This is a genomic window from Desulfomicrobium apsheronum (assembly GCF_900114115.1).
Taxonomy (GTDB): domain Bacteria; phylum Desulfobacterota; class Desulfovibrionia; order Desulfovibrionales; family Desulfomicrobiaceae; genus Desulfomicrobium; species Desulfomicrobium apsheronum.
On the sequence record NZ_FORX01000003.1, the window covers coordinates 158586 to 181398 of the forward strand.

General features: G+C 61.9%; 20 protein-coding genes. 15 read left to right on the plus strand and 5 right to left on the minus strand.

Features of this window, described 5'->3' with window-relative positions; all coding sequences use genetic code 11:
• Positions 1-4: 4 nt before the first annotated feature.
• From BMZ40_RS04895 to rpe, 7 genes are all read left to right on the plus strand, one after another.
• Complete coding sequence (locus tag BMZ40_RS04895; RefSeq protein WP_092373001.1) at positions 5-943, plus strand: zinc-ribbon domain-containing protein; 939 nt, start codon at positions 5-7, stop codon at positions 941-943.
• Positions 943-1116 carry a hypothetical protein gene (locus BMZ40_RS19485; protein WP_177193023.1) on the plus strand — a complete coding sequence of 58 codons (174 nt, stop codon included), beginning with the start codon at positions 943-945 and terminating at the stop codon, positions 1114-1116. Before BMZ40_RS04895 ends, BMZ40_RS19485 begins: the two co-directional genes overlap by 1 nt.
• A gap of 143 nt (positions 1117-1259) precedes the next feature.
• A complete protein-coding gene (ahbC, locus tag BMZ40_RS04900) occupies positions 1260-2453 on the plus strand; it encodes a 12,18-didecarboxysiroheme deacetylase (protein ID WP_092373002.1) in 1194 nt (397 codons plus the stop codon).
• 9 nt (positions 2454-2462) lie between these two features.
• A complete protein-coding gene (gene hemB / locus BMZ40_RS04905) occupies positions 2463-3440 on the plus strand; it encodes a porphobilinogen synthase (RefSeq protein ID WP_092373003.1) in 978 nt (325 codons plus the stop codon).
• Complete coding sequence (ahbD, locus tag BMZ40_RS04910; protein ID WP_177193024.1) at positions 3440-4654, plus strand: heme b synthase; 1215 nt, start codon at positions 3440-3442, stop codon at positions 4652-4654. The genes hemB and ahbD overlap by 1 nt, the downstream gene beginning before the upstream one ends.
• An 11-nt stretch (positions 4655-4665) precedes the next feature.
• Positions 4666-5124, plus strand: coding sequence for a siroheme decarboxylase subunit alpha (ahbA, locus tag BMZ40_RS04915; RefSeq protein WP_092373004.1), 459 nt, complete (start codon positions 4666-4668; stop codon positions 5122-5124).
• Positions 5121-5789 carry a ribulose-phosphate 3-epimerase gene (gene rpe, locus BMZ40_RS04920; RefSeq protein ID WP_092373005.1) on the plus strand — a complete coding sequence of 223 codons (669 nt, stop codon included), beginning with the start codon at positions 5121-5123 and terminating at the stop codon, positions 5787-5789. The genes ahbA and rpe overlap by 4 nt, the downstream gene beginning before the upstream one ends.
• Before the next feature lie 79 nt (positions 5790-5868).
• Here rpe and crcB read toward each other — a convergent pair whose 3' ends face one another.
• Entirely contained in the window at positions 5869-6243 is a 375-nt protein-coding gene (crcB, locus tag BMZ40_RS04925) for a fluoride efflux transporter CrcB (RefSeq protein ID WP_092373006.1), read from the minus strand.
• 313 nt (positions 6244-6556) lie between these two features.
• On the opposite strand from crcB, the gene BMZ40_RS04930 reads away from it, so the two are divergent.
• The 7 genes from BMZ40_RS04930 to BMZ40_RS04960 all read left to right on the plus strand — a co-directional run bounded on the left by BMZ40_RS04930 (position 6557) and on the right by BMZ40_RS04960 (position 17145).
• Positions 6557-7342, plus strand: coding sequence for a LytR/AlgR family response regulator transcription factor (locus BMZ40_RS04930; protein ID WP_092373007.1), 786 nt, complete (start codon positions 6557-6559; stop codon positions 7340-7342).
• Between the two features lie 9 nt (positions 7343-7351).
• A complete protein-coding gene (locus BMZ40_RS04935) occupies positions 7352-9058 on the plus strand; it encodes a LytS/YhcK type 5TM receptor domain-containing protein (RefSeq protein ID WP_092373008.1) in 1707 nt (568 codons plus the stop codon).
• A gap of 246 nt (positions 9059-9304) precedes the next feature.
• Positions 9305-10765 carry a carbon starvation CstA family protein gene (locus tag BMZ40_RS04940; RefSeq protein ID WP_092373009.1) on the plus strand — a complete coding sequence of 487 codons (1461 nt, stop codon included), beginning with the start codon at positions 9305-9307 and terminating at the stop codon, positions 10763-10765.
• A gap of 467 nt (positions 10766-11232) precedes the next feature.
• Positions 11233-12198: a carbohydrate kinase family protein gene (locus tag BMZ40_RS04945; RefSeq protein WP_092373010.1), complete on the plus strand. Its 966-nt coding sequence runs from the start codon at positions 11233-11235 to the stop codon at positions 12196-12198.
• Entirely contained in the window at positions 12195-14351 is a 2157-nt protein-coding gene (locus tag BMZ40_RS04950) for an HAD family hydrolase (protein WP_092373011.1), read from the plus strand. Before BMZ40_RS04945 ends, BMZ40_RS04950 begins: the two co-directional genes overlap by 4 nt.
• Positions 14348-15181, plus strand: a complete 834-nt coding sequence (locus tag BMZ40_RS04955) for an HAD-IIB family hydrolase (RefSeq protein ID WP_092373012.1) — start codon at positions 14348-14350, stop codon at positions 15179-15181. Before BMZ40_RS04950 ends, BMZ40_RS04955 begins: the two co-directional genes overlap by 4 nt.
• A gap of 11 nt (positions 15182-15192) precedes the next feature.
• On the plus strand, positions 15193-17145 hold the full coding sequence (locus tag BMZ40_RS04960; protein ID WP_092373013.1) for an alpha-amylase family glycosyl hydrolase: 1953 nt from the start codon (positions 15193-15195) through the stop codon (positions 17143-17145).
• 118 nt (positions 17146-17263) lie between these two features.
• Here the strand turns inward: BMZ40_RS04960 and BMZ40_RS04965 are convergent, their stop codons facing one another.
• On the minus strand, positions 17264-17683 hold the full coding sequence (locus tag BMZ40_RS04965) for an HIT family protein (protein WP_143075538.1): 420 nt from the start codon (positions 17681-17683) through the stop codon (positions 17264-17266).
• A gap of 417 nt (positions 17684-18100) precedes the next feature.
• Here BMZ40_RS04965 and BMZ40_RS04970 point away from each other — a divergent pair, with 417 nt between their 5' ends.
• Positions 18101-19270, plus strand: coding sequence for a Fic family protein (locus BMZ40_RS04970; protein ID WP_092373015.1), 1170 nt, complete (start codon positions 18101-18103; stop codon positions 19268-19270).
• Positions 19271-19300: 30 nt separating this feature from the next.
• Here the strand turns inward: BMZ40_RS04970 and eutC are convergent, their stop codons facing one another.
• The 3 genes from eutC to BMZ40_RS04985 form a co-directional block, all read right to left on the minus strand.
• Positions 19301-20116: an ethanolamine ammonia-lyase subunit EutC gene (gene eutC / locus BMZ40_RS04975; protein WP_092373016.1), complete on the minus strand. Its 816-nt coding sequence runs from the start codon at positions 20114-20116 to the stop codon at positions 19301-19303.
• Positions 20113-21471 (minus strand): ethanolamine ammonia-lyase subunit EutB, encoded by a 1359-nt coding sequence (locus tag BMZ40_RS04980; protein ID WP_092373017.1) that lies wholly within the window; start codon positions 21469-21471, stop codon positions 20113-20115. Before BMZ40_RS04980 ends, eutC begins: the two co-directional genes overlap by 4 nt.
• A 72-nt stretch (positions 21472-21543) precedes the next feature.
• On the minus strand, positions 21544-22749 hold the full coding sequence (locus BMZ40_RS04985) for a glycoside hydrolase family 3 protein (protein ID WP_245751029.1): 1206 nt from the start codon (positions 22747-22749) through the stop codon (positions 21544-21546).
• Positions 22750-22813 lie beyond the last annotated feature (64 nt).

A 22813-nucleotide genomic window follows, 5' to 3' on the forward strand; every position in this document is an offset into this window, starting at 1 on the left:
TACCATGAACATCATCTGTCCCAAGTGCGGATTCGGACGCACTGTCAACGAAGAGAAGCTGCCTCCAAAAGCGGTCATGGCCACTTGTCCCAAGTGCCGGAATCGCTTCAAATTCCGTGAAATAGCTCCGCTAGAACATATTGAACCAACAACCGATTCCCCGCTCCCGGCACCAGCGCTCGCCCCTGAAAACCAGGGCACGCAGGAAGAGGCGCAAGGCCCGGTCCAGCCGGAGCAGGCGCCCCACGGACCCGTCGAATCGCCCACGCCTCCGCATGACGAAGATCTTTGGAACGAACTGGCCGCGCTCAAGGAGGACGAGGAGGAAGATGATTCCCAGGCCGAGTACCGGCCGGAACCGTCCCTGCCGCTGTGGGAGCGTGTCAGCTCCGGGTATCCGCGCGCTTTCGCCCAGACCTTCCTTGAGGTGCTGGCCAATCCCAAGGCCTTTTTCTCGGCCATGCCTGTCGGATACGGGATGGTCAAACCGCTGCTTTTCTTCCTGATCATCGTCCAGGCCGTGGCCCTGTCCCAATCCATCTGGCAGCTCTTGGGCATCATCCCACCGAACGCGCTGACCGAGAATCTGGACAACACGTTGCAGGCGGCGCTCTCGCTCATTTTGTACCCGATTGAAGTCTGCATCTTCCTGTTTCTCGACACCGCCATGAACCACTTCTTTCTGCGGCTCTTCAAGGCGGACACCAAAGGCTTCGAGGGCACCTTCAGAGCCGAGACCTACAGCGCGGCGCCCATGCTGCTCATGATCGTCCCGTACATCGGCCTGCCCTTGGCCATGATCGGAGTGGTCGTGTACAAATTCCTGGGACTGCGCCATGTGCACGGCGCCACGAACAAACAGGTGCTGGCCGTCCTGATCCTGCCCATGCTGCTGGCCATAACCGTCGCCATCGTCCTGACGCTGTTGACCGGAGGGATCTGATGCGCAACTTCAAAGCCTGGTGGCGCACGGCCCTGAACAGGCCGAAGGATCGCCGCGAACCCCGCAGCGGCACGGACAATCCCTCGACAAGACGCGAGCCCTGCGCCGGGGATTCCAAGGACCACACGGCATCGCTTTTAAACGCCGAGCCTCCCACCCACACCCTGCAGTAGGCGTTTTCACCCCTTGACTTGACAATGGCAACCATTAGGACAAGCCTTCGGCTTTCTCGTTTTTTACGGACCCGACCGCACCTTCCGGCGCGGCCGGGATCGCACATCACCCCGACGAACCCCAGCGTTCACATGAGGCAACCATGATCGGTATTTCAAAATTATACTGCGGCACGGTGGAACCTTCCGATGCACTTCGCTACGGACGCAATTCCGCCCAACTCCCCTCTCACCTGCTGCAGTTCGCCAAGGACAAAAAGCCCGTTGTGGTCTGGAACATGACCCAGCGCTGCAATCTCAAATGTGTGCATTGCTACGCCCACGCCGTTGAGCCGAGCAATCACAAGGACCCCATCTCCACGGATCAGGCCAAGGCCATGATCGACGACCTGGCCAAGTTCGGCGCGCCGGTCATCCTCTTTTCCGGCGGCGAACCCCTGGTACGCGAAGATCTGGTGGACCTGGCCAAATACGCCACCTCCACGGGGATGCGCGCGGTAATCTCCACCAACGGGACGCTCATCACCAAGGCCAAGGCCCGCGAACTCAAGGAAGTAGGACTGTCCTACGTCGGCATCTCTCTTGATGGCGCCGAGGCTGTGCACGACCAGTTTCGCGGCGTGACCGGTGCCTACAAACTGGCGCTCAAGGGCGTGGAAAACTGTCAGGCCGAAGGGCTCAAGGTGGGACTCAGATTCACCATCAACAAGCGCAACGCCGCCGAGATTCCGCACCTCTTCGATCTGGTCGAATCCCTGGAAGTCCCGCGTATCTGTTTTTATCACCTGGTCTATTCGGGCCGCGGTTCCGAACTTATCAAGGAAGATCTGGATCACGCCGAGACCCGCGCCGTGGTCGATCTGATCATGGACCGCACCCGCGCCCTGCACGACAAGGGCAAGCCCAAGGAAGTGCTGACCGTGGACAACCACGCCGACGGTCCCTACGTCTATTTCCGCATGCTCAAGGAAGACCCCAAGCGCGCTGCCGAAGTCATGGAATTATTGAAGATGAACGAAGGCAATTCCACGGGACGCGGCATCGGCTGCATCTCTTGGGACGGCTCCGTGCACGCGGACCAGTTCATGCGTCACCACACCTTCGGCAACGTGCTGGAGCGCCCCTTCTCCGAGATCTGGGTCGACGAGAAAATCGAGCTTCTGCACAAGCTCAAGGACAAGCGCCCGCATGTGAAAGGCCGCTGCGCCACCTGCCGCTTCCTGAACATCTGCGGCGGCAACTTCCGGGCCCGCGCCGAAGCCTTTTACGACGACTTCTGGGCTCACGATCCGGCCTGTTATCTGACCGACGAGGAAATCAGCGGCGAAAAGCTCTAGGAGGACGGCATGAACACCTTTCATCGCGGCCGCCGGCTGCGTTCAAGGAGCGTCCTGCGGGACATGGTGAGGGAGAGCCGGCTGGGACGGGAGGACCTGATCCAGCCGTATTTCGTGGTCGAAGCGGACCCAGACTTCAAGAAGCCCATCGGTTCCATGCCCGGCCAGTTCCAGCTGGGCCTGAACCAGCTCTTGAACGAAGTGGGTCCGGCCGTGGATGCGGGTCTCAAAAGCCTCATCCTCTTCGGCATCCCCGTTGAAAAAGATCCGGCCGGCACCCAGGCCTATGCCGAAGACGGCATCGTGCAGGAGGCCATCCGCCGCATCAAGAGCCGCTGGCCCGAGCTGATCGTGGTCGCGGACACCTGCCTGTGCGAATATACCTCCCACGGGCACTGCGGACTGGTCTCCCCCGAAGGAGTGGTCCAGAACGATCCGACCCTGGCGCTACTGGCCCGCACGGCAGTGGCCCAGGCCCAGGCCGGCGCGGACATCATCGCCCCCTCGGACATGATGGACGGTCGGGTGGCGGCCATCCGGGAAGCCCTCGATGAAAAGGGCTTCCTGGACACGCCCATCATGTCCTACGCGGTCAAATATTCCTCGGCCTTTTACGGCCCCTTCCGCGACGCGGCCGAAAGCGCGCCCAAATTCGGAGACCGCAAGACCTACCAGATGGACCCCGCCAATTGGCGCGAAGGCCTGCGCGAAGCCGCAGCCGACGTGGAAGAGGGCGCGGACATCCTCATGGTCAAGCCGGGCCTGCCCTATCTGGACATCATCCGTCTGGTCCGTGACAACTTCGACCTGCCCGTGGCCGCCTATCAGGTCAGCGGGGAATACAGCCAGATCAAGGCCGCGGCCATGAACGGCTGGATCGACGAAACCGCCGTGGCGCTCGAAAGCCTCATCGCATTCAAGCGGGCCGGGGCGGACCTGATCCTTTCCTACTTCACCCAAGACCTGCTCAAGGCGGGACACATATAATGCAAAAACATCCTCATCACGGCGCGGGCCCCTCAGGTCTGGACGGGCCCCCTGCCGGGCATCCCGGTGGTCATCAGGGTGGGCACCCGGGCGGACATCCCGGAGGCAAACCCGGCGGACACCCGGGCGGCATGGTCACGACCCTGTCCGACGGCACTCCGGCCTGCAAGCTCATCGCCTGGGAAGTGACCCGCTCCTGCAACCTGGCCTGCAAGCATTGCCGTGCGGAAGCGCACCTGGAGCCCTACGAGGGCGAGCTGGACACGGCCGAGGCCAAGGCGCTCATCGACACCTTTCAGCAGGTCGGCAATCCCATCATCATCTTCACCGGCGGCGATCCCATGATGCGCGCCGATGTCTATGAGCTCATCCGCTACGCCACCGACAAGGGTCTGCGCTGTGTCATGTCGCCCAACGGGACGCTGATCACTCCGGAAACCGCGCAGAAGATGCGCGAGGCCGGGGTGCAGCGCTGCTCCATTTCCATCGATGGACCCGACGCCCAGAGCCACGACGAGTTTCGCGGCGTGCAGGGCGCGTTCGACGCGTCCATGCGCGGCATCGAGTACCTGAAGGAAGCCGGCATCGAATTCCAGGTCAACACCACCGTGACCCGTGCGAACCTGAGCAGCTTCAAGAAGATCTTCGACCTTTGCGAACACATAGGAGCCGTGGCCTGGCACATCTTCCTGCTGGTGCCCACGGGCCGGGCCGCCCAGCTCGGGGCGGAGGTCATCACGGGCCAGGAATACGAGGACGTGCTCAACTGGTTCTACGATTTCCGCAAGACCACGAACATGCACTTAAAGGCCACCTGCGCCCCGCACTACTACCGCATCATGCGCCAGCGGGCCAAGGCCGAAGGCGTGCCGGTCACGCCCGAAAACTTCGGCCTCGACGCCATGACCCGTGGCTGTCTCGGCGGAACGGGCTTCTGCTTCATTTCCCACGTCGGCCAGGTCCAGCCCTGCGGCTACCTGGAGCTTGACTGCGGCAACATCCGCACCACCCCGTTCCCTGAAATCTGGCGTTCGTCGAAGCAGTTCAAGCAGTTCCGCACCCAGGATGAATACGAAGGCAAGTGCGGCATCTGTGAATACCACAAGGTCTGCGGCGGCTGCCGTGCCAGGGCGTACTCCATGAACGACAACTACATGGGCGAAGAACCGCTGTGCACGTACATTCCCAAACTCGCCGAACGGCGCAAAGCCTGATGGGTGGAAGCATGGATGATTTTGACAAGAAGATCCTGGACATGATCCAGACCGGCTTCCCGCTCGAAGCCCGGCCCTATGAAGAGATCGGCCTCAAGGTCGGCCTGACCGAGGCCGAGACTCTGGCCCGCGTACGGGCGCTGACGGAAAAAGGCGTGATCCGCCGCATCGGGGCCAACTTCCAGTCCAAGAAGCTGGGCTGGCACTCGACCCTGTGCTCCGCCGCCGTGCCCGAGGACAAGCTGGACGAATTCATCGCAGAGGTGAACAAACTTCCCGGCGTGACGCACAACTACCTGCGCCAGCACCGTCAGAACATCTGGTTCACCTTCATCGGCCCGTCCTGGGAAGATGTGCAGGAGACCCTGGCCAAAATCACCCGCAAGACGGGCATCTCCATCCTGAACCTGCCCGCGACCAAGATGTACAAGATTCAGGTCGACTTCAAGATGGGCGACAGGGAGGAATGATGCGCGAATTCATTCTCTCGCCATCCCTTTTGTCCTCGGATTTCGGCGCGCTGCGCTCCGAGCTGACCGCCCTTGAAGAGGCCGGCCTCAAATGGGTGCACTGGGATGTCATGGACGGAGCCTTCGTGCCGAACATCACCTTCGGCCCTCCGATCATCAAGCGCCTGCGCAAGACCTCCGGGCTCTTCTTCGACGTGCACCTCATGATCGAACGTCCCGAACGCTACATTCAGGAATTCGCCGACGCGGGCGCCGATCTGCTGTGCATCCACGCCGAAAGCACGCTGCACCTCGAACGCACGGTCAGCGCCATCCGCGAGGCTGGCATGCAGGCCGGGCTGTCGCTGAATCCGGCCACGCCGCTGGGTGTCGTCGAGTATCTGCTGCCCCAGCTGGACATGGTGCTCATCATGAGCGTGAATCCGGGTTTTGGCGGCCAGTCCTTCATTCCGTTCTGCAAGGACAAGATCGCGACCCTGTCCGCCATGATCCGCTCACGCGGGCTACAGACCCTGATCCAGGTCGACGGAGGCGTGACCTTGCACAACGCGAAGGAACTCTTTGACCTTGGGGCAGATGTTCTGGTCTCAGGCTCCGCCTTCTTCGGGTTCCCGCCGTATGCCGAGCGGCACAAGGCATTCCAGGAAGCCGTAGGCGCGAAATAGGCGCTGGCAATTCCTCGTTTTCGACCAACCCTCGCCCGCAGCGGGGGTTTTCTTTTTCATGCTCGCGCGGGCTTCGCCGCTAAACGATCCTGCCCAGACCCGTACCCAGGTAAAGGGCCGCGAACCCCACCACATTCTGCCCTGCCAGGTTGAGGGCCAGCTTGAGCCACTGTCCGTCGCCAAGGATGCCGCCGCTTTCAAAGATGAAGGTCGAGAAGGTCGTGAACGCGCCCATGAAGCCGGTGAGAATCAGGATTCGGGCCTGCGCCGACAGGAGGCCCCGCTCCTCGGACAGGATCCAGACCAGCCCGAACAGGAAGCAGCCCGTGATGTTCACCGCCCAGGTGCCCCAGGGAAAATCCCGCCCCATGACATCGTAGACCAGCCCCGAGAGCCAGTAGCGGCACAGTGTTCCGCACGCCCCGGCCAGGGCTATCAAGGCAATTTTCGACATGAGTTTTCCTCGCGGTTGATTCGCTTGCTGCATCGAGTCCTTGGGCAGTCGCGTGCACAAGCGGGAACGCCATGCTGATCCACCGTGAAAAGCCTCGGCTGATCCGGAACGCGCAGGTTCGGCATGGCGAAGACTTCGCTTATCAAAGCCACGGATGATTGTGGAGCGCTATCCCGCATGGGCAATTATTTCTGTCGCAGAATCGCTCAGACATCAATGCGGGCTGTATCTCATTTCAAAACAGAGAGTTACGTCCTTGATGCGTTTTGCGCACGATTCTGATAAAGGCGCGGCAAACACCATGAGAGACCCCATGACATCCCCTATCCATTGCCTGCTTGTCGATGACGAACCGCCCGCCCTGGACGAGCTGTCCTATCTTCTGTCCGGTTTTGAAGACGTGCGGATCGTCGGCACGGCCATGTCCGCATCGCAGGCCATGGAAGAAATCGTGCGACTGCGCCCCGAAGTGGTCTTTCAGGACATCCAGATGCCCGGCGCGACCGGCTTCCATGTTCTGGAGCGGGCGCTTAAATGCCCCGAGCCGCCGCTCTTCGTCTTTGCCACGGCCTACGACCAATATGCCATCCGCGCTTTCGAGGAGAACGCGGTGGATTATCTGCTCAAGCCCGTCTCCCGCGAGCGCCTGGCCAACTGCCTGGGGCGGCTGCGCAACCAGCTGCGCCACATGAACCCGGGCCAGGCCGCGCAGCCGAAGCTGGAAGAGCTGCTGAAAGGCATGGGGCTCGGCCAACCGCTGGTACGCATCTCCGTGGAGCACCGGGGGCGCGTGCTGCTGCTTGGGCACGCCGATGTCGTCGTCATCCGCACGGAAGGACGCCGCACACTCGTGCACACGCGCGACACGCAGTACGTGCACCACGGTCCCGGCACCCTGGATCGCCTGGAGGAAAAACTCGCAGCCCTGTCCTTCTTTCGCGCCAACCGGGGCGAGCTGGTCAATCTGGCGCAGGTCAGGGATTTCGCGCCCTGGTTCAACGGCAAATATCTTTTGACCATGCGCGATCACGCGGCCACCGAAATCACCGTCAGCAAGGCCAGGGTGCGCGATTTTCGCGACCAGCTCGGCCTTGCGTAAAGGATAGCCATGAATTCCGACGCCCTCATCCTGGCCCTGGCCGAACGCCTCGGACTCATCGTGGCCGGAGCCTTTTTGCTCCTGACCATCACCCCCATCCACAAGATGCGCCTGCGCCAGGGCCCCTCGTGGCGTTCGACGCTGCTGCAGATCCTCTTCTTCGGCGCGGCCGGAATCCTGGGCACGTACGGGGGCAATCTCGTCTCCCAGTCCGTGGCCAATCTTCGGGCCATGGCCGTTATCACGGGCGGCCTCTTCGGCGGCCCCGTGGTCGGCATCGCTTCCGGACTGATCGCAGGAGGACACCGCATCCTCATCGATATCGGCGGATTCAGCGCCGTGCCTTGCGGCCTGTCGACCATGATCGAAGGCGCGGTCGCCGGGCTGCTGACCCTCTACCTCAAGGAACGCAGCGTGGACTGGCGCTGGGCGGCCGGGCTGGCTCTGGGCGGCGAGACGCTGCACATGGGCATGGTCCTGGCCCTGTCCCACTCCTTTACGGAAGCCGTGGAACTGGTGCGCATCATCGCCGCGCCCATGATCATCCTGAACACCCTGGGCGCGGCCACCTTCGTACAGGTCATCAACGTGGTCTTCCGGTACCGGGCCAGGCAGGATTCGGTCCAAGCCCAGGAAATCCTCGACATCGCCAACTCAACGGTGAGTCACCTGCGCTCCGGGCTGACCCCGGAGAGCGCCCTGGCCACGGCGCGCATCATCCACAGCCGGGTCGCGGTCGGCGCCGTGGCCATCACCGACGAAACCAACGTCCTGGCCCACATCGGCGTCGGCGACGACCATCACTTGGCCGGACGGCCCATCATCACCGAGGCCACCCGGACCGTGCTCGAAACCGGACAGCCCATGTTTCTGAGCGCAAAGGAGGGCATCGGCTGCGGACACCCGAACTGTCCCTTTGCCTCGGCCATCATCGTGCCCCTGACCAAGGGCGGAAGCGTCGCCGGGACGCTCAAATTCTATGGCACGGCCAGCAAATCCCTCGACCTGCTGCTCTTCGAGCTGGGCAAGGGGCTTGGCAACCTCTTTTCCACCCAGCTCGAACTGGAAAACATCCAGATCACCGAGCGCATGCTCGCCCATGCCGAAATCCGCCGCCTCCAGGCCCAGATCAATCCCCACTTCCTGTTCAACTCCCTGAACACCATCACTTCCTTTTGCCGCACCAGCCCTGAAAAGGCCCGCAGCCTGCTCCAGGACCTGTCCAGCTACCTGCGCAAGAGCCTGGAGGCCAGCCGGGGATTCGTGCCCCTGTCCGAGGAACTGGACCAGATCCGCTGCTATCTGGCCATCGAGCAGGCCCGTTTCGGCGAACGCATCCGGATCGACTTCGACGTACAGGAAGGATGCGAATCCTGGCCCATCCCGCCGCTGATCATCCAGCCCCTGGTCGAAAACAGCGTGCGCCACGGCATCCTGGCCCATGAAAACGGCGGCGAGATCCGCGTGCAGGTGCGCAAGGAAGGCGCTTGCCTGCATGTGGAGGTCAAGGATGACGGGGTGGGCATGGACCAGACCCAGGTCAACCGGCTGTTCGCCAAGACCAGGCTGGATTCGCGTTCAGGCGGGATCGGCGTGCGCAACTGCTTCCAGCGGCTGGAACAGATCTTTGGACCGTCCTACCTGCCGCAGGTCGTCAGCGCGCCCGGTCAGGGCACCTGTATCGACTTCATGCTGCCCATGCCGGCCCGGGTCTAAGCCCCCGTTTCCTCATCGGCACCGACAATTCCGATCACGTACAAGACGTTTCGGCTCTCCTGCCGAGCTCTTCAGACGCTGAAAAAGACATTTGAAACGAGTCTTCTTGTCCCCATGCATTCTGTTGGCCTAAAGCGCGTCATATCCGCCGAGTTCGACCCGGCAAGCCATCCCGGTCATGGCAGCATGACCGAAAGTTGATTTGAAGAGATCTGGCGCAACCAACTTTTTTCCAAGGAGGGACACTTGTTTTACTTCTTTTTCGCCGTCGCGGCGCTCATCACCGGCTATTTCGTTTACGGCAAGATCGTCGAATCCAGTTTTGGTGTCGACTCCTGCAAGGCCACCCCGGCCTGCCGTCTCGCGGACGGAGTCGACTATGTCAAAATGAATCCGAAAACCATCTACATGGTGCAGCTCCTGAACATCGCGGGACTCGGACCCATCTTCGGCCCCATTCTCGGCGCCCTCTACGGCCCGGCCGCACTGGTCTGGATCGTACTCGGCAGCATCTTCGCAGGCGCGGTGCACGATTACTTCTCCGGCATGATGTCCGTGCGTTATGACGGCAAATCCATCCCCGACGCCGTGGGCCACAACCTCGGCAAATTCGCCAAGCAGTTCATGAACGTCTTCTCCGTCATCCTGCTGCTCCTGGTCGGCGTGGTCTTCATCCTCGGACCTGCCAAGCTTCTGGCGGTCAAGATCGGTTTCAACCTGGACAAGAACATGGCTGTCGTGGCCTGGACCGGCATCATCTTCGCCTACTACTTCCTGGCCACCATCCTGCCCGTGGACAAGATCATCGGCCGTCTCTACCCGCTTTTCACCGCCTGTCTGCTGATCATGGCCTTCGGTCTTTCTGCCATGCTCATCGTGGACGGCTACACCTTCTTCCCCAACGGCGTGGGCCTGGCCAACGTGCATCCCAAGGGCCTGCCCATCTGGCCGCTGATGTTCATCACCATCGCCTGCGGAGCCATCTCCGGTTTCCACGCCACGCAGTCGCCCATGATGGCCCGCTGCATCCCCGATGAAAAATGCGGACGCCCCATCTTCTACGGCGCCATGATCGGCGAGGGCATCATCGCCCTGGTCTGGGCCACCCTGGGCATGACCTTCTACCAGACCCCCGAAGCCCTGCAGGCCACCCTGGCCAGCGGCGGCCCCGCTGCGGTGGTTGACCAGGTTGCCACCACACTGATGGGACCCATCGGCGGTTTCCTGGCCATCATCGGCGTCATCATCCTGCCCATCTCCTCCGGTGACACGGCCTTCCGCGCCGCGCGCCTGATCATCGCCGACTTCAGCAAGGTCGAGCAGAAGTCCGTCATCAAGCGCCTCATGATCGCCGTGCCGCTGTTCGTGATCGGCTTCATCATCACCAAGACGGAATTCAACGTCATCTGGCGCTACTTCGGCTTCGCCAACCAGACCTTGGCCACCATCGTGCTCTGGGCCTCGGCCATGTACCTGGTCCGTCACGGCAAGGCGCACTGGATCGCCAGCGTCCCCGCGACCTTCATGACAGCGGTCTGCTCCACCTACCTCTGCGTGGCTCCGGAATTTCCGCTGCACCTGAGTTCCGATTACGGTTATCCCATCGGCATCGCCGTGGCTGCGGCCTGCTTCGTCTGGTTCATGCTCGCGGCACGCAACACGCCCATTGAAGAAAACCCCGTCGACTCGCCCGGAGTCATCGGCTGAACTGATCAAGCATAAGAATGAAAAAAGGGAGCCCGCAGCTCCCTTTTTTCATTCTTATCCAAAGACCAGCCAAGCCCAAAGCCCCCGCCCAGACTTGAACCTGTCGTCCCGGTCGCCCTCCAGGACATCCTTCCGGGCATGCCCCGAACATCCCGATCCAAAACTTCCGCACGCTGTCCACATCCACATCTGTTGTGCGAGAAATGAACAGTTCCTGCTTTTATTGACATCAATCGCATAAAAAATGTAACAAAAGAATTTACATCTGCTTTTTTATTGATCCTCCAGCTACACATCCCTAAAAATAGATCTCAAATTTATCGGCATGATAAAACGTCAATCAGCTTTCCAGACACTTCACTGGATATGAAGTTACAACAGCAAAGACTGATTAAGATCATTCATCAATGATACATGAGGCACACAAACATCCTGTAAATTCGACATAATGACGAGACATCCGCCATATGAAACACAAGACAAGCCCACAGCAACCTGCCGCGCATCAAGACTCCGCCCCTGAGGGCCAAAGCCCTGCCATCATCCTTTTCGGAGAAATTCTGGCGGACGTCTTTCCCGATCGCGCTGTTCTCGGCGGTGCGCCCTTCAATGTCGCCCGGCACCTTGCGGCCTTCGGTCTGAGACCACTCATGATCTCCCGTCTGGGGGACGACGCCCTTGGCGCCAGAATTCTTGCCGGCATGAAGGAACAGGGCATGGATGTCTCGGGAATCCAGATCGACGGCAACCTGCCCACGGGACAGGTACAGGTCCATATCGAAGACGCTGGACACCGCTTCGAGATTCTGCCCCGGCAGGCCTACGACTTCATCGACCCGGCCGACGCTTCGGCCGCGGCGACCGCGATCGAAGCACCAGGGCTCGTCTATTTCGGCACCCTGAGCCAGCGCCATCACGTCACCCGGCAGGCGTTGTCGGAGATGCTGCCAAACATCAAAGCCCCAAGGTTTCTGGACATCAACCTGCGCGAACCCTGGTTTGACGAGGACACGGTCCGGTTTTCATTGCAAAGTGCAGATATCGTGAAGCTAAGCGACGAGGAATTGCGCACCCTGACGGGCATGCTCAAGGCGGGTGAAGGGTTGGCGCAGGCGCAGGGAGCCGAACTGAAGCGCATGTTCGACATCGGCCGCCTGATCGTGACCTGCGGAAAATACGGAGCCTGGCAACTGGACAGCGACAATGAGCTCTTTATCGCCTCCCCCGGCAAGGAGCCCTCGCACATCGTGGATACGGTAGGTGCGGGAGACGCCTTTTCCGCCGTGTGCATCCTTGGCATGCTGCTGTGCTGGCCCGAAACCACCGCCCTGAAGCGTGCCGACGACTTTGCCTCCGCCATCTGCGAAATCCGAGGCGCTGTTCCCGAAGATCCTGAATTCTACCAGCCTTTTGCCAAGGAGTGGACACGGTGAAGACACGCGGACAGCCCGTCAAAAAACCACTTTTCATCGTGCTGATCAGCATTCACGGCTTGGTGCGCGGACATGACATGGAACTGGGCCGCGACGCGGACACCGGCGGACAGGTCAAATACGTGGTCGAACTAACCCGCGCCCTTGGCGAACGCCCGGATGTGGAAAAGGCCATCCTGCTGACGCGCAGGGTTGTCGACGACGCTGTCAGCCCCGACTACGCGCAGGTGACCGAGCCACTGTCCAACAAGGCCAGCATCGTGCGCATCGAATGCGGGGAGGAAAAATACCTGCGCAAGGAGCTCCTGTGGGACTCGCTGGACAATTTTTCCGACAACGTCTTCACCTTTCTCAAAAGCCAGGAACGTATCCCCGATCTGCTGCACAGCCATTACGCCGACGCGGGCTATGTCGGAGCCAGGCTCTCGCACCAGCTTGGCATCCCGCTCGTGCATACCGGGCACTCCCTGGGTCGCAGCAAGCGCCTTAGGCTCCTGGCCAGCGGCATTTCGAGAGGGCAGATCGAGGACACATACAAGATGTCGCGCCGCATCGAAGCGGAGGAGACCACGCTCGGCGCGGCCGAGCGCATCATCACCAGCACCGGGCAGGAGATCGAGGAGCAATACGGCCTCTACGATTTCTACCAGCCCGAACGCATGTGCGTGATTCCTCCGGGCACGGACCTCACCCATTTCTACCCGCCCCGCGAAAGCGAAAAGAGCAGCTCCATCGCACTTGAATTGAAACGATTCCTGCAACGGCCCACCAGACCCATGGTGCTCGCGCTCTCGCGGCCTGATCCGAAGAAGAACATCGTGACACTCATTGATGCCTACGCGGAATCCCCTCAGTTGCAGGAAGCCGCCAACCTGATCATCGTTGCCGGCAACCGCGACGATATTCAGGACATGGATGAAGGGGCGCGAGGCGTCCTGAATGACATCCTGCTCGCCGTCGACCGCCACGATCTCTACGGCAAGGTTGCCTATCCCAAGCACCACCGACCGGAGGAAGTGGCCACCCTTTTTCGTCTGGCTGCGGCATCGCACGGAGTTTTCGTCAACCCCGCGCTGACCGAGCCCTTTGGCCTGACCCTGCTTGAAGCCGCTGCCTGCGGGCTGCCCATCGTGGCCACGGAGGAAGGCGGCCCCATCGACATCATCAAAAACTGCCGCAACGGTCACCTCATCGATCCCCTCGACAAGGTGTCCATGGCGGAAACGATCCTGCGCACCCTGATCGATAAAAAAGAGTGGCGCACCTTCGCCAAGAATGGCCTGTCCGGCGTGCGCCGTCACTATTCATGGCAGGCGCACGTGGAAAAATATCTGGATGTTGTCCGTCCGCTGGTGGAAAAAACCGCACCACTGATCCGCATGGCTCCGATCCGACGCAGGGGCATCTCCCGCAAGCAGGCGCTCTTCGCGGAACTGGATCTTAGCCTCATCGGCGAAAACTACTCGCTCACGGCGCTCTTGCAGACCCTGCACGCCCACCGCAAGACCGTCCTCTTCGGCATCGTCACCGGACGCCGCCTGGACAACGCCCTGGCCACCTTGCGCAAGCACAGGATCCCCCAGCCCGATGTGCTTATCTCCGGCCAGGGGACGGAAATCCATTACGCACCGAACCTCACCCAGGACACAATCTGGGAACAACACATCAACCACCTCTGGGATCCTCGGGCAGTGCGCAAGACGCTACGCGACATTCCGGGTCTGTCCCTGCAACCCAAGAAGCACCAGAGCGCGTTCAAGATCAGCTACTACATCGATACCTCCGTGATCAGTGGACAGCAGGTTCGCCAGCTGCTCCAGCACAACGAGCAGGCCGTGAACGTGCTCGTCTCCTTCGGCCAATACCTGGACGTGCTGCCGCTTCGGGCCTCCAAGGGCCTGGCGCTGCGCTGGTGCTCCGAGCAGCTCGACTTTCCGCTGGAGAGCACCCTGGTGGCCGGAGTCACCGGGGCCGACGCCGACATGCTGCGCGGCAACACCCTGGGCACCGTGGTGGACAACCGGCATATCACTGAACTGTCCGATCTTGCGAACATCGAGGGCATCCACTTCTCGGAGGCCTCCTTTGCGGCAGGGATTCTCGACGCCATGGCCCATTACCAATTTCCCGCCCAAGAGGAAGGCGCGTCATGAAACGGTTTCTGCTCTGCACCGACCTGGACCGGACCCTGATCCCCAACGGCCCAAATCCCCCGTGGCCGTCGGCCAAGGCATTGTTTCGGAAACTGGCGGCACGCGAGGAAATTTGTCTGGCCTACGTGACCGGACGCCACCGCGCCCTGATCGAAGACGCCATCGCGGAATTCGACCTGCCGTGTCCCGACTTCGCCATCGCCGACGTCGGCGCGAGCATCTATCAGATCAGAGCGGACGAATGGCGACTATGGAACAAATGGGAAGGGCACATCGCGCCGGATTGGGGCGGCATGCACTCCGACGGTCTTGCGAGCCTCTTGCGCGGCTTCCCCGAACTGCACATGCAGGAGCGGGAAAAGCAGGCCCCCTTCAAGCTCAGCTATTATGTTCATCTGGATGTGGACTCCAGTGCGCTGACGGCCCGGATGCACGAACGCTTGCAACGCGAGGGCATCCGCGCCAACCTGATCTGGAGCATCGACGAACTGGCGCATATCGGCCTGCTCGATGTCCTGCCGCAAAGCGCCGGAAAGCTGCACGCCATCCGCTTCATGATGGAGCGGCAACACTTTTCCCTGCACGACACCCTCTTCGCCGGCGACAGCGGCAACGACCTGGATGTGCTCCTGAGCGACATTCCGGCGGTGCTGGTGGCCAATGCCGACCCCGAAATCAAATCGCGGGTAGCGACAACAGGACGCAAAGCGCTGTACATCGCCACGGGCGAATATCTTGGCATGAACGGGAACTACAGCGCAGGAATTTTGGAAGGAGTGGCGCATTTCTGGCCCGAGGCCGCTGCGTGGCTGCAAGAATCTGAATCATAAAGGATGAATACATGTACGAACAAGCTTCCCATGCCCTGCTGAACGAAATCCTGGCCGGACTCAGGCCCGAAATCGGCAAATTCCGGCTGCGCCATTTCTATACCCGGCTGGGCGCAAATTTTTACGCCATATATTCCCTCTTCAAGCTGCTCTACGGAGACCGTCCCGACTTCAAACAACAGATGGTTCGTCTGGTCGAGACCCTCGCCTTGCGCTACATGGAGCGCCCCCCCGCCCTGCGTAAATCCGACCTGGCGCGTGAAGTGCACTACAACTGGTTCCTGAACCAGAAGTGGGTGGCCATGGCCCTGTACTGCGACCGGTTCGCGGACAACTTGCAAGGGCTGCGCGAAAAACTCCCCTATTTTCAGGAACTGGGCGTGAACATGCTGCACGTCATGCCCATCCTCGACTGCCCACCGGAAAACAATGACGGCGGCTATGCGGTGCGGGACTTCCGCAAGATCGACGCCCGCTACGGCACCCTGCGGGATGTCGAGGAACTGGCGGCCACGCTCAAGAACCGCGAAATCCTCCTGGTCCTCGACGTCGTGGTCAACCACACCTCCGACGAACACGAATGGGCGACGCGGGCGCGCCAGGGTGAAAAGAAATATCAGGACTACTACTACGTCTTCGACAACCGCGAAACCCCCGACGCCTTCGAAGAAGGCATGCCCGAAATATTTCCGGTCACCGCGCCCGGAAACTTCACCTGGGACGAGACCATGGGCAAGTGGGTCATGACGGTTTTCAACAATTACCAATGGGATCTGAACTACCGCAATCCGGCGGTGCTCATTGAAATGCTCGACATCATCCTCTTCTGGGCCAACAAGGGAGCGGACATCCTGCGTCTCGACGCCGTGGCCTTCCTGTGGAAGAAGATCGGCAGCACCTGCCAGAACGAGCGCGAAGCCCATCTGCTGCTGCGGCTCATGAAAGACTGCTGCCAGGTGACGGCTCCCGGCGTGCTGTTCATCGCCGAGGCCATCGTCGCGCCGGGTGAAATCGCCAAATATTTCGGCGAGGACGCGATCTATTCCAAGGAATGCGAGATCGCCTACAACGCCTCTCTCATGGCCCTGCTCTGGGACGCCGTGGCCACCAAGAACGCCACCCTGCTCAATCTGGGGGTCAAGAATCTGCCGAACAAGCTGGAACGGGCGACCTGGCTCAACTACGTGCGCTGCCATGACGACATCGGGCTTGGCTTCGACGACAGCGACGTGGCCCAGGCAGGATACGATCCGACCCTGCACCGGGCCTTTCTGGTCGACTATTTCACGGGCAGATTTCCGGAATCACCGGCCAGGGGCATGCCATTCGGCACGAATCTGAAAACCGGTGACGCCCGCATCTCCGGTTCGCTGGCTTCCCTGGTCGGGCTGGAATCGGCGCTGGAGTCCGAGGACGAGGACGCCATAACCGCCGCGATCAAGACCATCACGCTGCTGCACAGCGTAATTCTCTCTTTTGGCGGTCTGCCACTCATGTATTACGGCGACGCCATTGGCACGCTGAACAATCTTGAATTCCTGTCCGATCCGGCCATCCAGCACGACTCGCGCTGGGTGCATCGTTCCCATTTCGACTGGGACAAGGCCGAAAAGCGACATCAAAGCGGCACGGTCGAACAGCGGATCTTCTCTTCGCTCAAAAAGATGATCGCCATGCGCAAGGAAATCCCGGCCTTCGCGGATTTCGACAATCGCCACCTGCTACTCATCGAGAACCCGAACCTGCTGGTCTTCTACCGCACGGACCCGGAAAACTGTCGCAGTCGGGTGCTCGTCATCAACAATTTCAATGTGGAAGCACAGCCGCTTCCCGTTGACGCGCTGACGCCGCACGGCTTCTTCACAAACGAAAGCATGACGGACCTGTGCACCGGCGAGCGCGTGCCCGTGGAGGATGGGCAACTCCTGATCCCGGCCCTCTCTTTTTATTGGCTCAAAGATTGACGCCCGAAAAACCCTCCGGACCTGCCCCTGAAGCGGGGGGCCGGAAGATGCACATCTGCGACGGCGGGCGTGGCGTGGTCCGGGAGAACGTCCTCGGTGTCGGGGCGTCCGGACACGGTCACGCACCGCTCCCCGGCAGGCATTCCAGCGCCCGCGCCTTCACGCGCCGAACCTCACCGTCTTCGTAGACACACCCCGGCACAACCCTGCCCCAGACGACGCCCGGCCAGTACGGGTCGGTCCGCCATCTCCCGATGACGTGGAAATGGAACTGCGGAACGAGGTTGCCGATGGCGGCGACATTGACCTTGTCGCAGGCGAAGTCCGACCTGAGCATGGCCGACAAGGCGGACGAGGCCGCGACCAGCCGGTCCCGGAGGCCGCCGGGCAGCTCGTGCCAGTCCCCGGCCGAGGTTTCGGGCACCAGAATGAGCCAGCGCACCTGGGCGTCCCGGTGCAGCAGAAGGCGGATGTCCCGCCAGCTGCCGAGAACATGGCAATCCGTGGCCAGAGTGGGGTGAAGCGTGAATTCAATCATGGACACACGCTACGGCAGGCGGGTCCGGGCGGCAAGACGCTCCTTTGGCATACCGAAACATACGCCATCTGTTCGGCAGAAATGTACTAATCTGTCTGCACACAACAATTCCCAACAGGCATAAAAAGACGAACACCTTACAGGCAACGTAATCCGGTGCTAGTCGCAGTCCATGGCGTCACATTTTCTGCAAAACACGTACGGAGGTATCTGAGCGTGCGCATCTGGACACCTTGCCTCGTTCTGCCGATCGGAGTCATGGCCCCCATGGCCTTCGCCGCAGCCACCCCTCTGTCGTTGTGCAGGCAAGGGAGATGCACCGAAATTCCCCCCTTGCCTTTCCTCTCTTCGCTCGTTATTTTACGTTTATCTATTAACGTAAAATAACGAGCATTCTTATTTGAGGATAGCAACCGGATGAAACGCTCCCTTCAGGGCAGATACGTGACCACGACCACGGTCGGCGAAAAGGTCAGGGCCTTTGTCCCCGCGCCGCTCCCGCCACGGCCACCCATCGACTGGACGCCGGAGCTGCGCGGCAGGTTCGACGAAGCGCTGCTGGCGCTGGGCCGCCTGGACAGCGTCTCGGAACTGCTGCCGGACACGGCGCTGTTCCTGTACATGTACGTGCGCAAGGAGGCGGTGCTGTCCTCGATGATCGAAGGCACCCAGTCGTCGCTGGCGGACCTGCTGCTGTTCGAACTGGAGCAGGAGCCGGGCGTGCCCCTGGATGACGTGCAGGAGGTCAGCAACTATGCCGCCGCCCTGGCCCACGGCCTGATACTGCTGGCGGAAGGGCTCCCGCTTTCGCTACGGCTGTTGCGGGAAATTCACGGCGTACTGCTGAGCAAAGGGCGGGGCAACCATCAGGCGCCCGGGGAGTTCAGGCGCAGCCAGAACTGGATCGGCGGCACCAGGCCTGGCAACGCGGCCTTCGTACCCCCGCCGCCCGAAAAAATCCTGGACTGCATGGGCAGCCTGGAGCTTTTTCTGCATGACCGCCCGGAGCCGACGCCGCCCCTCGTCAAGGCCGCCCTGGCCCACGTGCAGTTCGAAACGATCCACCCGTTTCTCGACGGCAACGGGCGTCTGGGCCGCCTGCTCATCACCCTGCTGCTGTGCGACGGGAAAGTCCTGCGGGAGCCTTTGCTCTATCTCAGCCTCTTCTTCAAGGCCCACCGCAGCCGCTACTACGAACTGCTCAACGCCGTCCGCCTGACGGGCGACTGGGAAGCCTGGCTCGACTTCTTCGCTGAAGCCGTCATCGTCACTGCGGGGCAGGCCGTGGAAACGGCCCGCCAGCTCCACAGCGTCGCCGCCGCCGACCGCGACGCCATCGGCAGCCTCGGCCGCGCCGCCGCGTCCACCTTGCAAGTACACCGGGCGATGATGGAACACCCCATCGCCACCTCGAACTGGCTGACGAAAAAAACAGGCCTCACGGCCGCCACCGTCAACAAGGCCCTTGGGCATCTGGAACGACTCGGCATCGTCAGGGAACTCACGGCCCGGAAACGCAACCGACTGTTCAGCTACGCGGAGTATATCAAAATCATGAATCGGGGCACGGAGTTGCCCGAGCGCTAACCGGCGCAGCCTGATCCTGCCCTGTCCCCCTCAACTTTTCGGCATCCCGCCCGTAATCGCCGACTCCGAAAGACCGAAGGGCAGATGCCCCGCCGCCATCCTGTCCTTGAGTCCCACCCCGCTCAATCCGAGCCGGAAAGCCTCCTCCACCAGATACCCGAGCTTGCGCACGCCCTCCACCAGGCTCAAACCGCCATCGCGCACGTTGGAGATGCAGTTGCGGGCCTCGTCCGTGGTGCCCGTGCGGGGGCTCATGGTCAGGTAGACGCCCATGGAGTTGGGCGAAGACAGACCCGGGCGTTCGCCAATGAGAATGACGGACAGCCGGGCCCGCAGGATTTCTCCGATCTCGTCGGCCACGGCCACGCGTGCGTTTTCCACCAGACAGACCGGGGCCACGCTGAAGCCGGCCTGCACGAACATGCGTACGCAGGCCGACACGAAATCCGGGGCGTTCTCGTGGATAGCCCGGGCCGAGAGGCCGTCGCCCACCGCCAGACAGATGTCGAAGCCCTTGTCCAGCCCCTGCAGAACCGCAACCGACTTCTCGCTCAAACGCCGGCCCTTGTCGGGCCGGGTCAGGTATTCTTCCCGTCCGCCCACTCCCGACTCAAGTTCGACGCAGGCGATGCCCGCCCCGCGCAGGCTCTCAGCCAGCTCCGCCCGTCGGAACGGGGTGTGCACGGCGTCGCGGGCCCGGGCGTGATCGAGCCTGAAGGCCAGGCTCTCGGCCAGGGGCAGGCTCGACCCGCTCCGCCCGACGGCGATGCGGGCCGCTGTAAAACGTTTGAGTTCCGCCCAGGGGTCTGCGCAAACCGTAACGGGCGCCGTGGTCCGATCGCTCATGAGTCCTCCCGTATGGCGCCCGGCAGGCCCAGCAGACGGTTGCTTTTTTCGATGGGCACGAGACGTCCGTCCCCGTCCATCACGCCCGAAGACTCAAGCCAGGCCGCGAACTCCGGCGCGGGTCTGCGGCCCAGGAGCTTGCGCAGGTAGGCGGCGTCGTGAAAGGACGTGGACTGGTAGTTGAGCATGATGTCGTCGGCCCCGGGCACGCCCATGACGAAGGTGCAGCCCGCCGCGCCAAGAAGGGTCAAGAGGGCGTCCATGTCGTCCTGGTCGGCCTCGGCGTGGTTGGTATGGCAGACGTCCACGCCCATGGGCAGTCCCAGGAGCTTGCCGCAGAAATGGTCCTCCAGCCCCGCGCGGGTGATCTGCTTGCCGTTCAGCAGATACTCGGGCCCGATGAACCCGACCACCGTGTTGACCAGCAGCGGCTCGAACCGGCGGGCCACGGCGTAGGCGCGGGCCTCCAAGGTCTGCTGATCGACACCGTGGTGCGCCCCGGCCGAGAGGGCGCTGCCCTGGCCGGTCTCGAAATACATGACGTTGTCCCCCACCGTGCCGCGCCCCAGGGACCGCGTGGCCTCCAGCGCCTCCTGCAGCAGGGACAGCCGCACGCCGAAGCTCGCGTTGGCGGCCTCGGTCCCGGCGATGGACTGGAAGCACAGGTCCACGGGCGCGCCGCGTTCAATGGCCTCCATGGTCGTGGTCACGTGGGTCAGCACGCAGCTCTGGGTCGGGATGGCGTAGCGGGCGATGAGCCCGCCCAGCATGTCGGAGATGCGGCAGATGTTGTCCAGGCTGTCCGTGGCCGGGTTGATGCCGATGACCGCGTCGCCGCAGCCGTAGCACAGGCCGTCCAGGGTCGAGGCCGCGATGCCCGAAAGGTTATCGGTGGGATGGTTGGGCTGCAGGCGGACCGAAAAGGTGCCCGGCAGGCCGATGGTGTTCCGGAAGCGGGTCGTGACCCGGCACTTGGAGCCGACCAGCACCAGGTCCTGCAGGCGCATGAGCTTGGACACGGCCGCGGCCATCTCCGGTGTCACGCCCGGGGCCAGGCGGGCCAGCGTATCGCTGTCGGCCTCATCGGTCAGGAGCCAGTCCCGGAACTCGCCCACGGTGAGGCTGCGGATGGGCGCAAAGGCCATCTGGTCGTGCGTATCGATAATCAGCCGCGTGACCTCGTCTTCCTCGTAGGGGATGACGTGTTCTTCCAGAAAGCGGGTCAGGGGCACCCCGGCCAGCTCCATCTGGGCCAGCACCCGCTCCTCTTCCGTGGCGGCCGCCACTCCGGCCAGGACGTCGCCCGAGCGCAGGGGCGAGGCCTTGGCCAGCACATCCTTCAAAGTTCGTTTCATTTCATGTCCTGTCGGGCAAGGCGAAGCCGTGCGCCGTTGGTCTTTCTTCACGCCCGCAAATCGCGGGCGTGGTCATGGCTGTGCCTGCGGCCCCCAGGCAAGGCTGGTCTGAAGCTGCTGCTTGGCGGCCTGAATGCGCCGATGCGAGGCCTCGATCCGTTCGACGGAGAGACGTCCCTCCTCCACGGCCTTGACCAGGACATCGACGGCCTTGGGCACAATGTCGGGGTCGTAGTCCAGATTGTTGCCGAAAACCAGAATATCCACCCCGGCCTCGACAGCCAGGAGAATCGCTTCGGCCTGGCCATAATGCTCGGCAATGGCTCGCATCTGCATGTCGTCGGAAACGATCACGCCCTCGAACCCGAGTCGCTGCCGCAAAATCCCCGTGAGCACGGCCCTGGACAGGGTGCTCGGATGAACCTCGTCGAACCGGCGCAAAAAGAGGTGTCCGGTCATGATCAGGGGACTGGCCTTCAGCGGAATCAGGAGCTCATAGGGTCGCAGCTCTGCCGAGGTCCAGGTCTTGCTGATGTCGGTCAGTCCTAGATGCGAATCCACCGTGGCGCTGCCGTGCCCGGGAAAATGCTTGAGACAGGGCAGCACCCCTTGCGAGAGCAGTCCCCGGCTGAAGGCATGGGCATGGAGCGCGACCTGATCCGGATCAGCGGAAAAACTGCGCTCCAGGGCTCCGATGGCTGGACTTTGCGGATTGACGTCCACATCCGCCACGGGTGCGAAATTCAGGTTCACGCCAAGGCCCGCCAGAAGCTTCCCGGTCCGTTCGCCTTCAAGTCGTGTCTGCTCCGGACTGCCCTGCCCCATGACCTTGGCCGAGGGACTCGGCGCAAAACCCCGTTCCTCCCGAAAGCGCCGCACCTTTCCGCCTTCCTGGTCCACGGCTACAAACAGCGTGGTTCGGGCGTTGGCCTGCAGGCTCGCGGTCAGCGCCTTGACCTGCTCGGGGCTTTGAATGTTGCGCTCCGTGCTTTTCAGCTGCACGTCGCGGTCAAAGAGAATCACACCCCCCAAATTGTACTCCCGGATGTCACGCAGGATGGGCGAGTCATTGTTCACCGCCGTCCCGCGAAAGCCGACCAGCAGCATCTGCCCCGCCATGGCCCGCAACGAGGCCGTATCCATGGCGTACCCGGACGAGGCCGGGACCAGGAGCAGCATCGCTCCAAGAAAAAAAAGCATCCCGATGGATGAGTTGCTGTCATGAAAAACACCGGCAGGCCCCGGCTGCCGCACCCCTCTGAAAATACGTTTGCCCACGGGCCTCTCAAACATCCCAGCCATCCCTCGCGTCATGTCATTCCCCCTTGCTGATGGCCGGGAG

Coding starts and splice junctions, on each gene's coding strand:
- BMZ40_RS04895 (WP_092373001.1), top strand. CDS start 5: ATGAACATCATCTGTCCCAAGTGCGGATTCGGACGCACTGTCAACGAA.
- BMZ40_RS19485 (WP_177193023.1), top strand. CDS start 943: ATGCGCAACTTCAAAGCCTGGTGGCGCACGGCCCTGAACAGGCCGAAG.
- ahbC (WP_092373002.1), top strand. CDS start 1,260: ATGATCGGTATTTCAAAATTATACTGCGGCACGGTGGAACCTTCCGAT.
- hemB (WP_092373003.1), top strand. CDS start 2,463: ATGAACACCTTTCATCGCGGCCGCCGGCTGCGTTCAAGGAGCGTCCTG.
- ahbD (WP_177193024.1), top strand. CDS start 3,440: ATGCAAAAACATCCTCATCACGGCGCGGGCCCCTCAGGTCTGGACGGG.
- ahbA (WP_092373004.1), top strand. CDS start 4,666: ATGGATGATTTTGACAAGAAGATCCTGGACATGATCCAGACCGGCTTC.
- rpe (WP_092373005.1), top strand. CDS start 5,121: ATGATGCGCGAATTCATTCTCTCGCCATCCCTTTTGTCCTCGGATTTC.
- crcB (WP_092373006.1), bottom strand. CDS start 6,243: ATGTCGAAAATTGCCTTGATAGCCCTGGCCGGGGCGTGCGGAACACTG.
- BMZ40_RS04930 (WP_092373007.1), top strand. CDS start 6,557: ATGACATCCCCTATCCATTGCCTGCTTGTCGATGACGAACCGCCCGCC.
- BMZ40_RS04935 (WP_092373008.1), top strand. CDS start 7,352: ATGAATTCCGACGCCCTCATCCTGGCCCTGGCCGAACGCCTCGGACTC.
- BMZ40_RS04945 (WP_092373010.1), top strand. CDS start 11,233: ATGAAACACAAGACAAGCCCACAGCAACCTGCCGCGCATCAAGACTCC.
- BMZ40_RS04955 (WP_092373012.1), top strand. CDS start 14,348: ATGAAACGGTTTCTGCTCTGCACCGACCTGGACCGGACCCTGATCCCC.
- BMZ40_RS04960 (WP_092373013.1), top strand. CDS start 15,193: ATGTACGAACAAGCTTCCCATGCCCTGCTGAACGAAATCCTGGCCGGA.
- BMZ40_RS04965 (WP_143075538.1), bottom strand. CDS start 17,683: ATGATTGAATTCACGCTTCACCCCACTCTGGCCACGGATTGCCATGTT.
- BMZ40_RS04970 (WP_092373015.1), top strand. CDS start 18,101: ATGAAACGCTCCCTTCAGGGCAGATACGTGACCACGACCACGGTCGGC.
- eutC (WP_092373016.1), bottom strand. CDS start 20,116: ATGAGCGATCGGACCACGGCGCCCGTTACGGTTTGCGCAGACCCCTGG.
- BMZ40_RS04980 (WP_092373017.1), bottom strand. CDS start 21,471: ATGAAACGAACTTTGAAGGATGTGCTGGCCAAGGCCTCGCCCCTGCGC.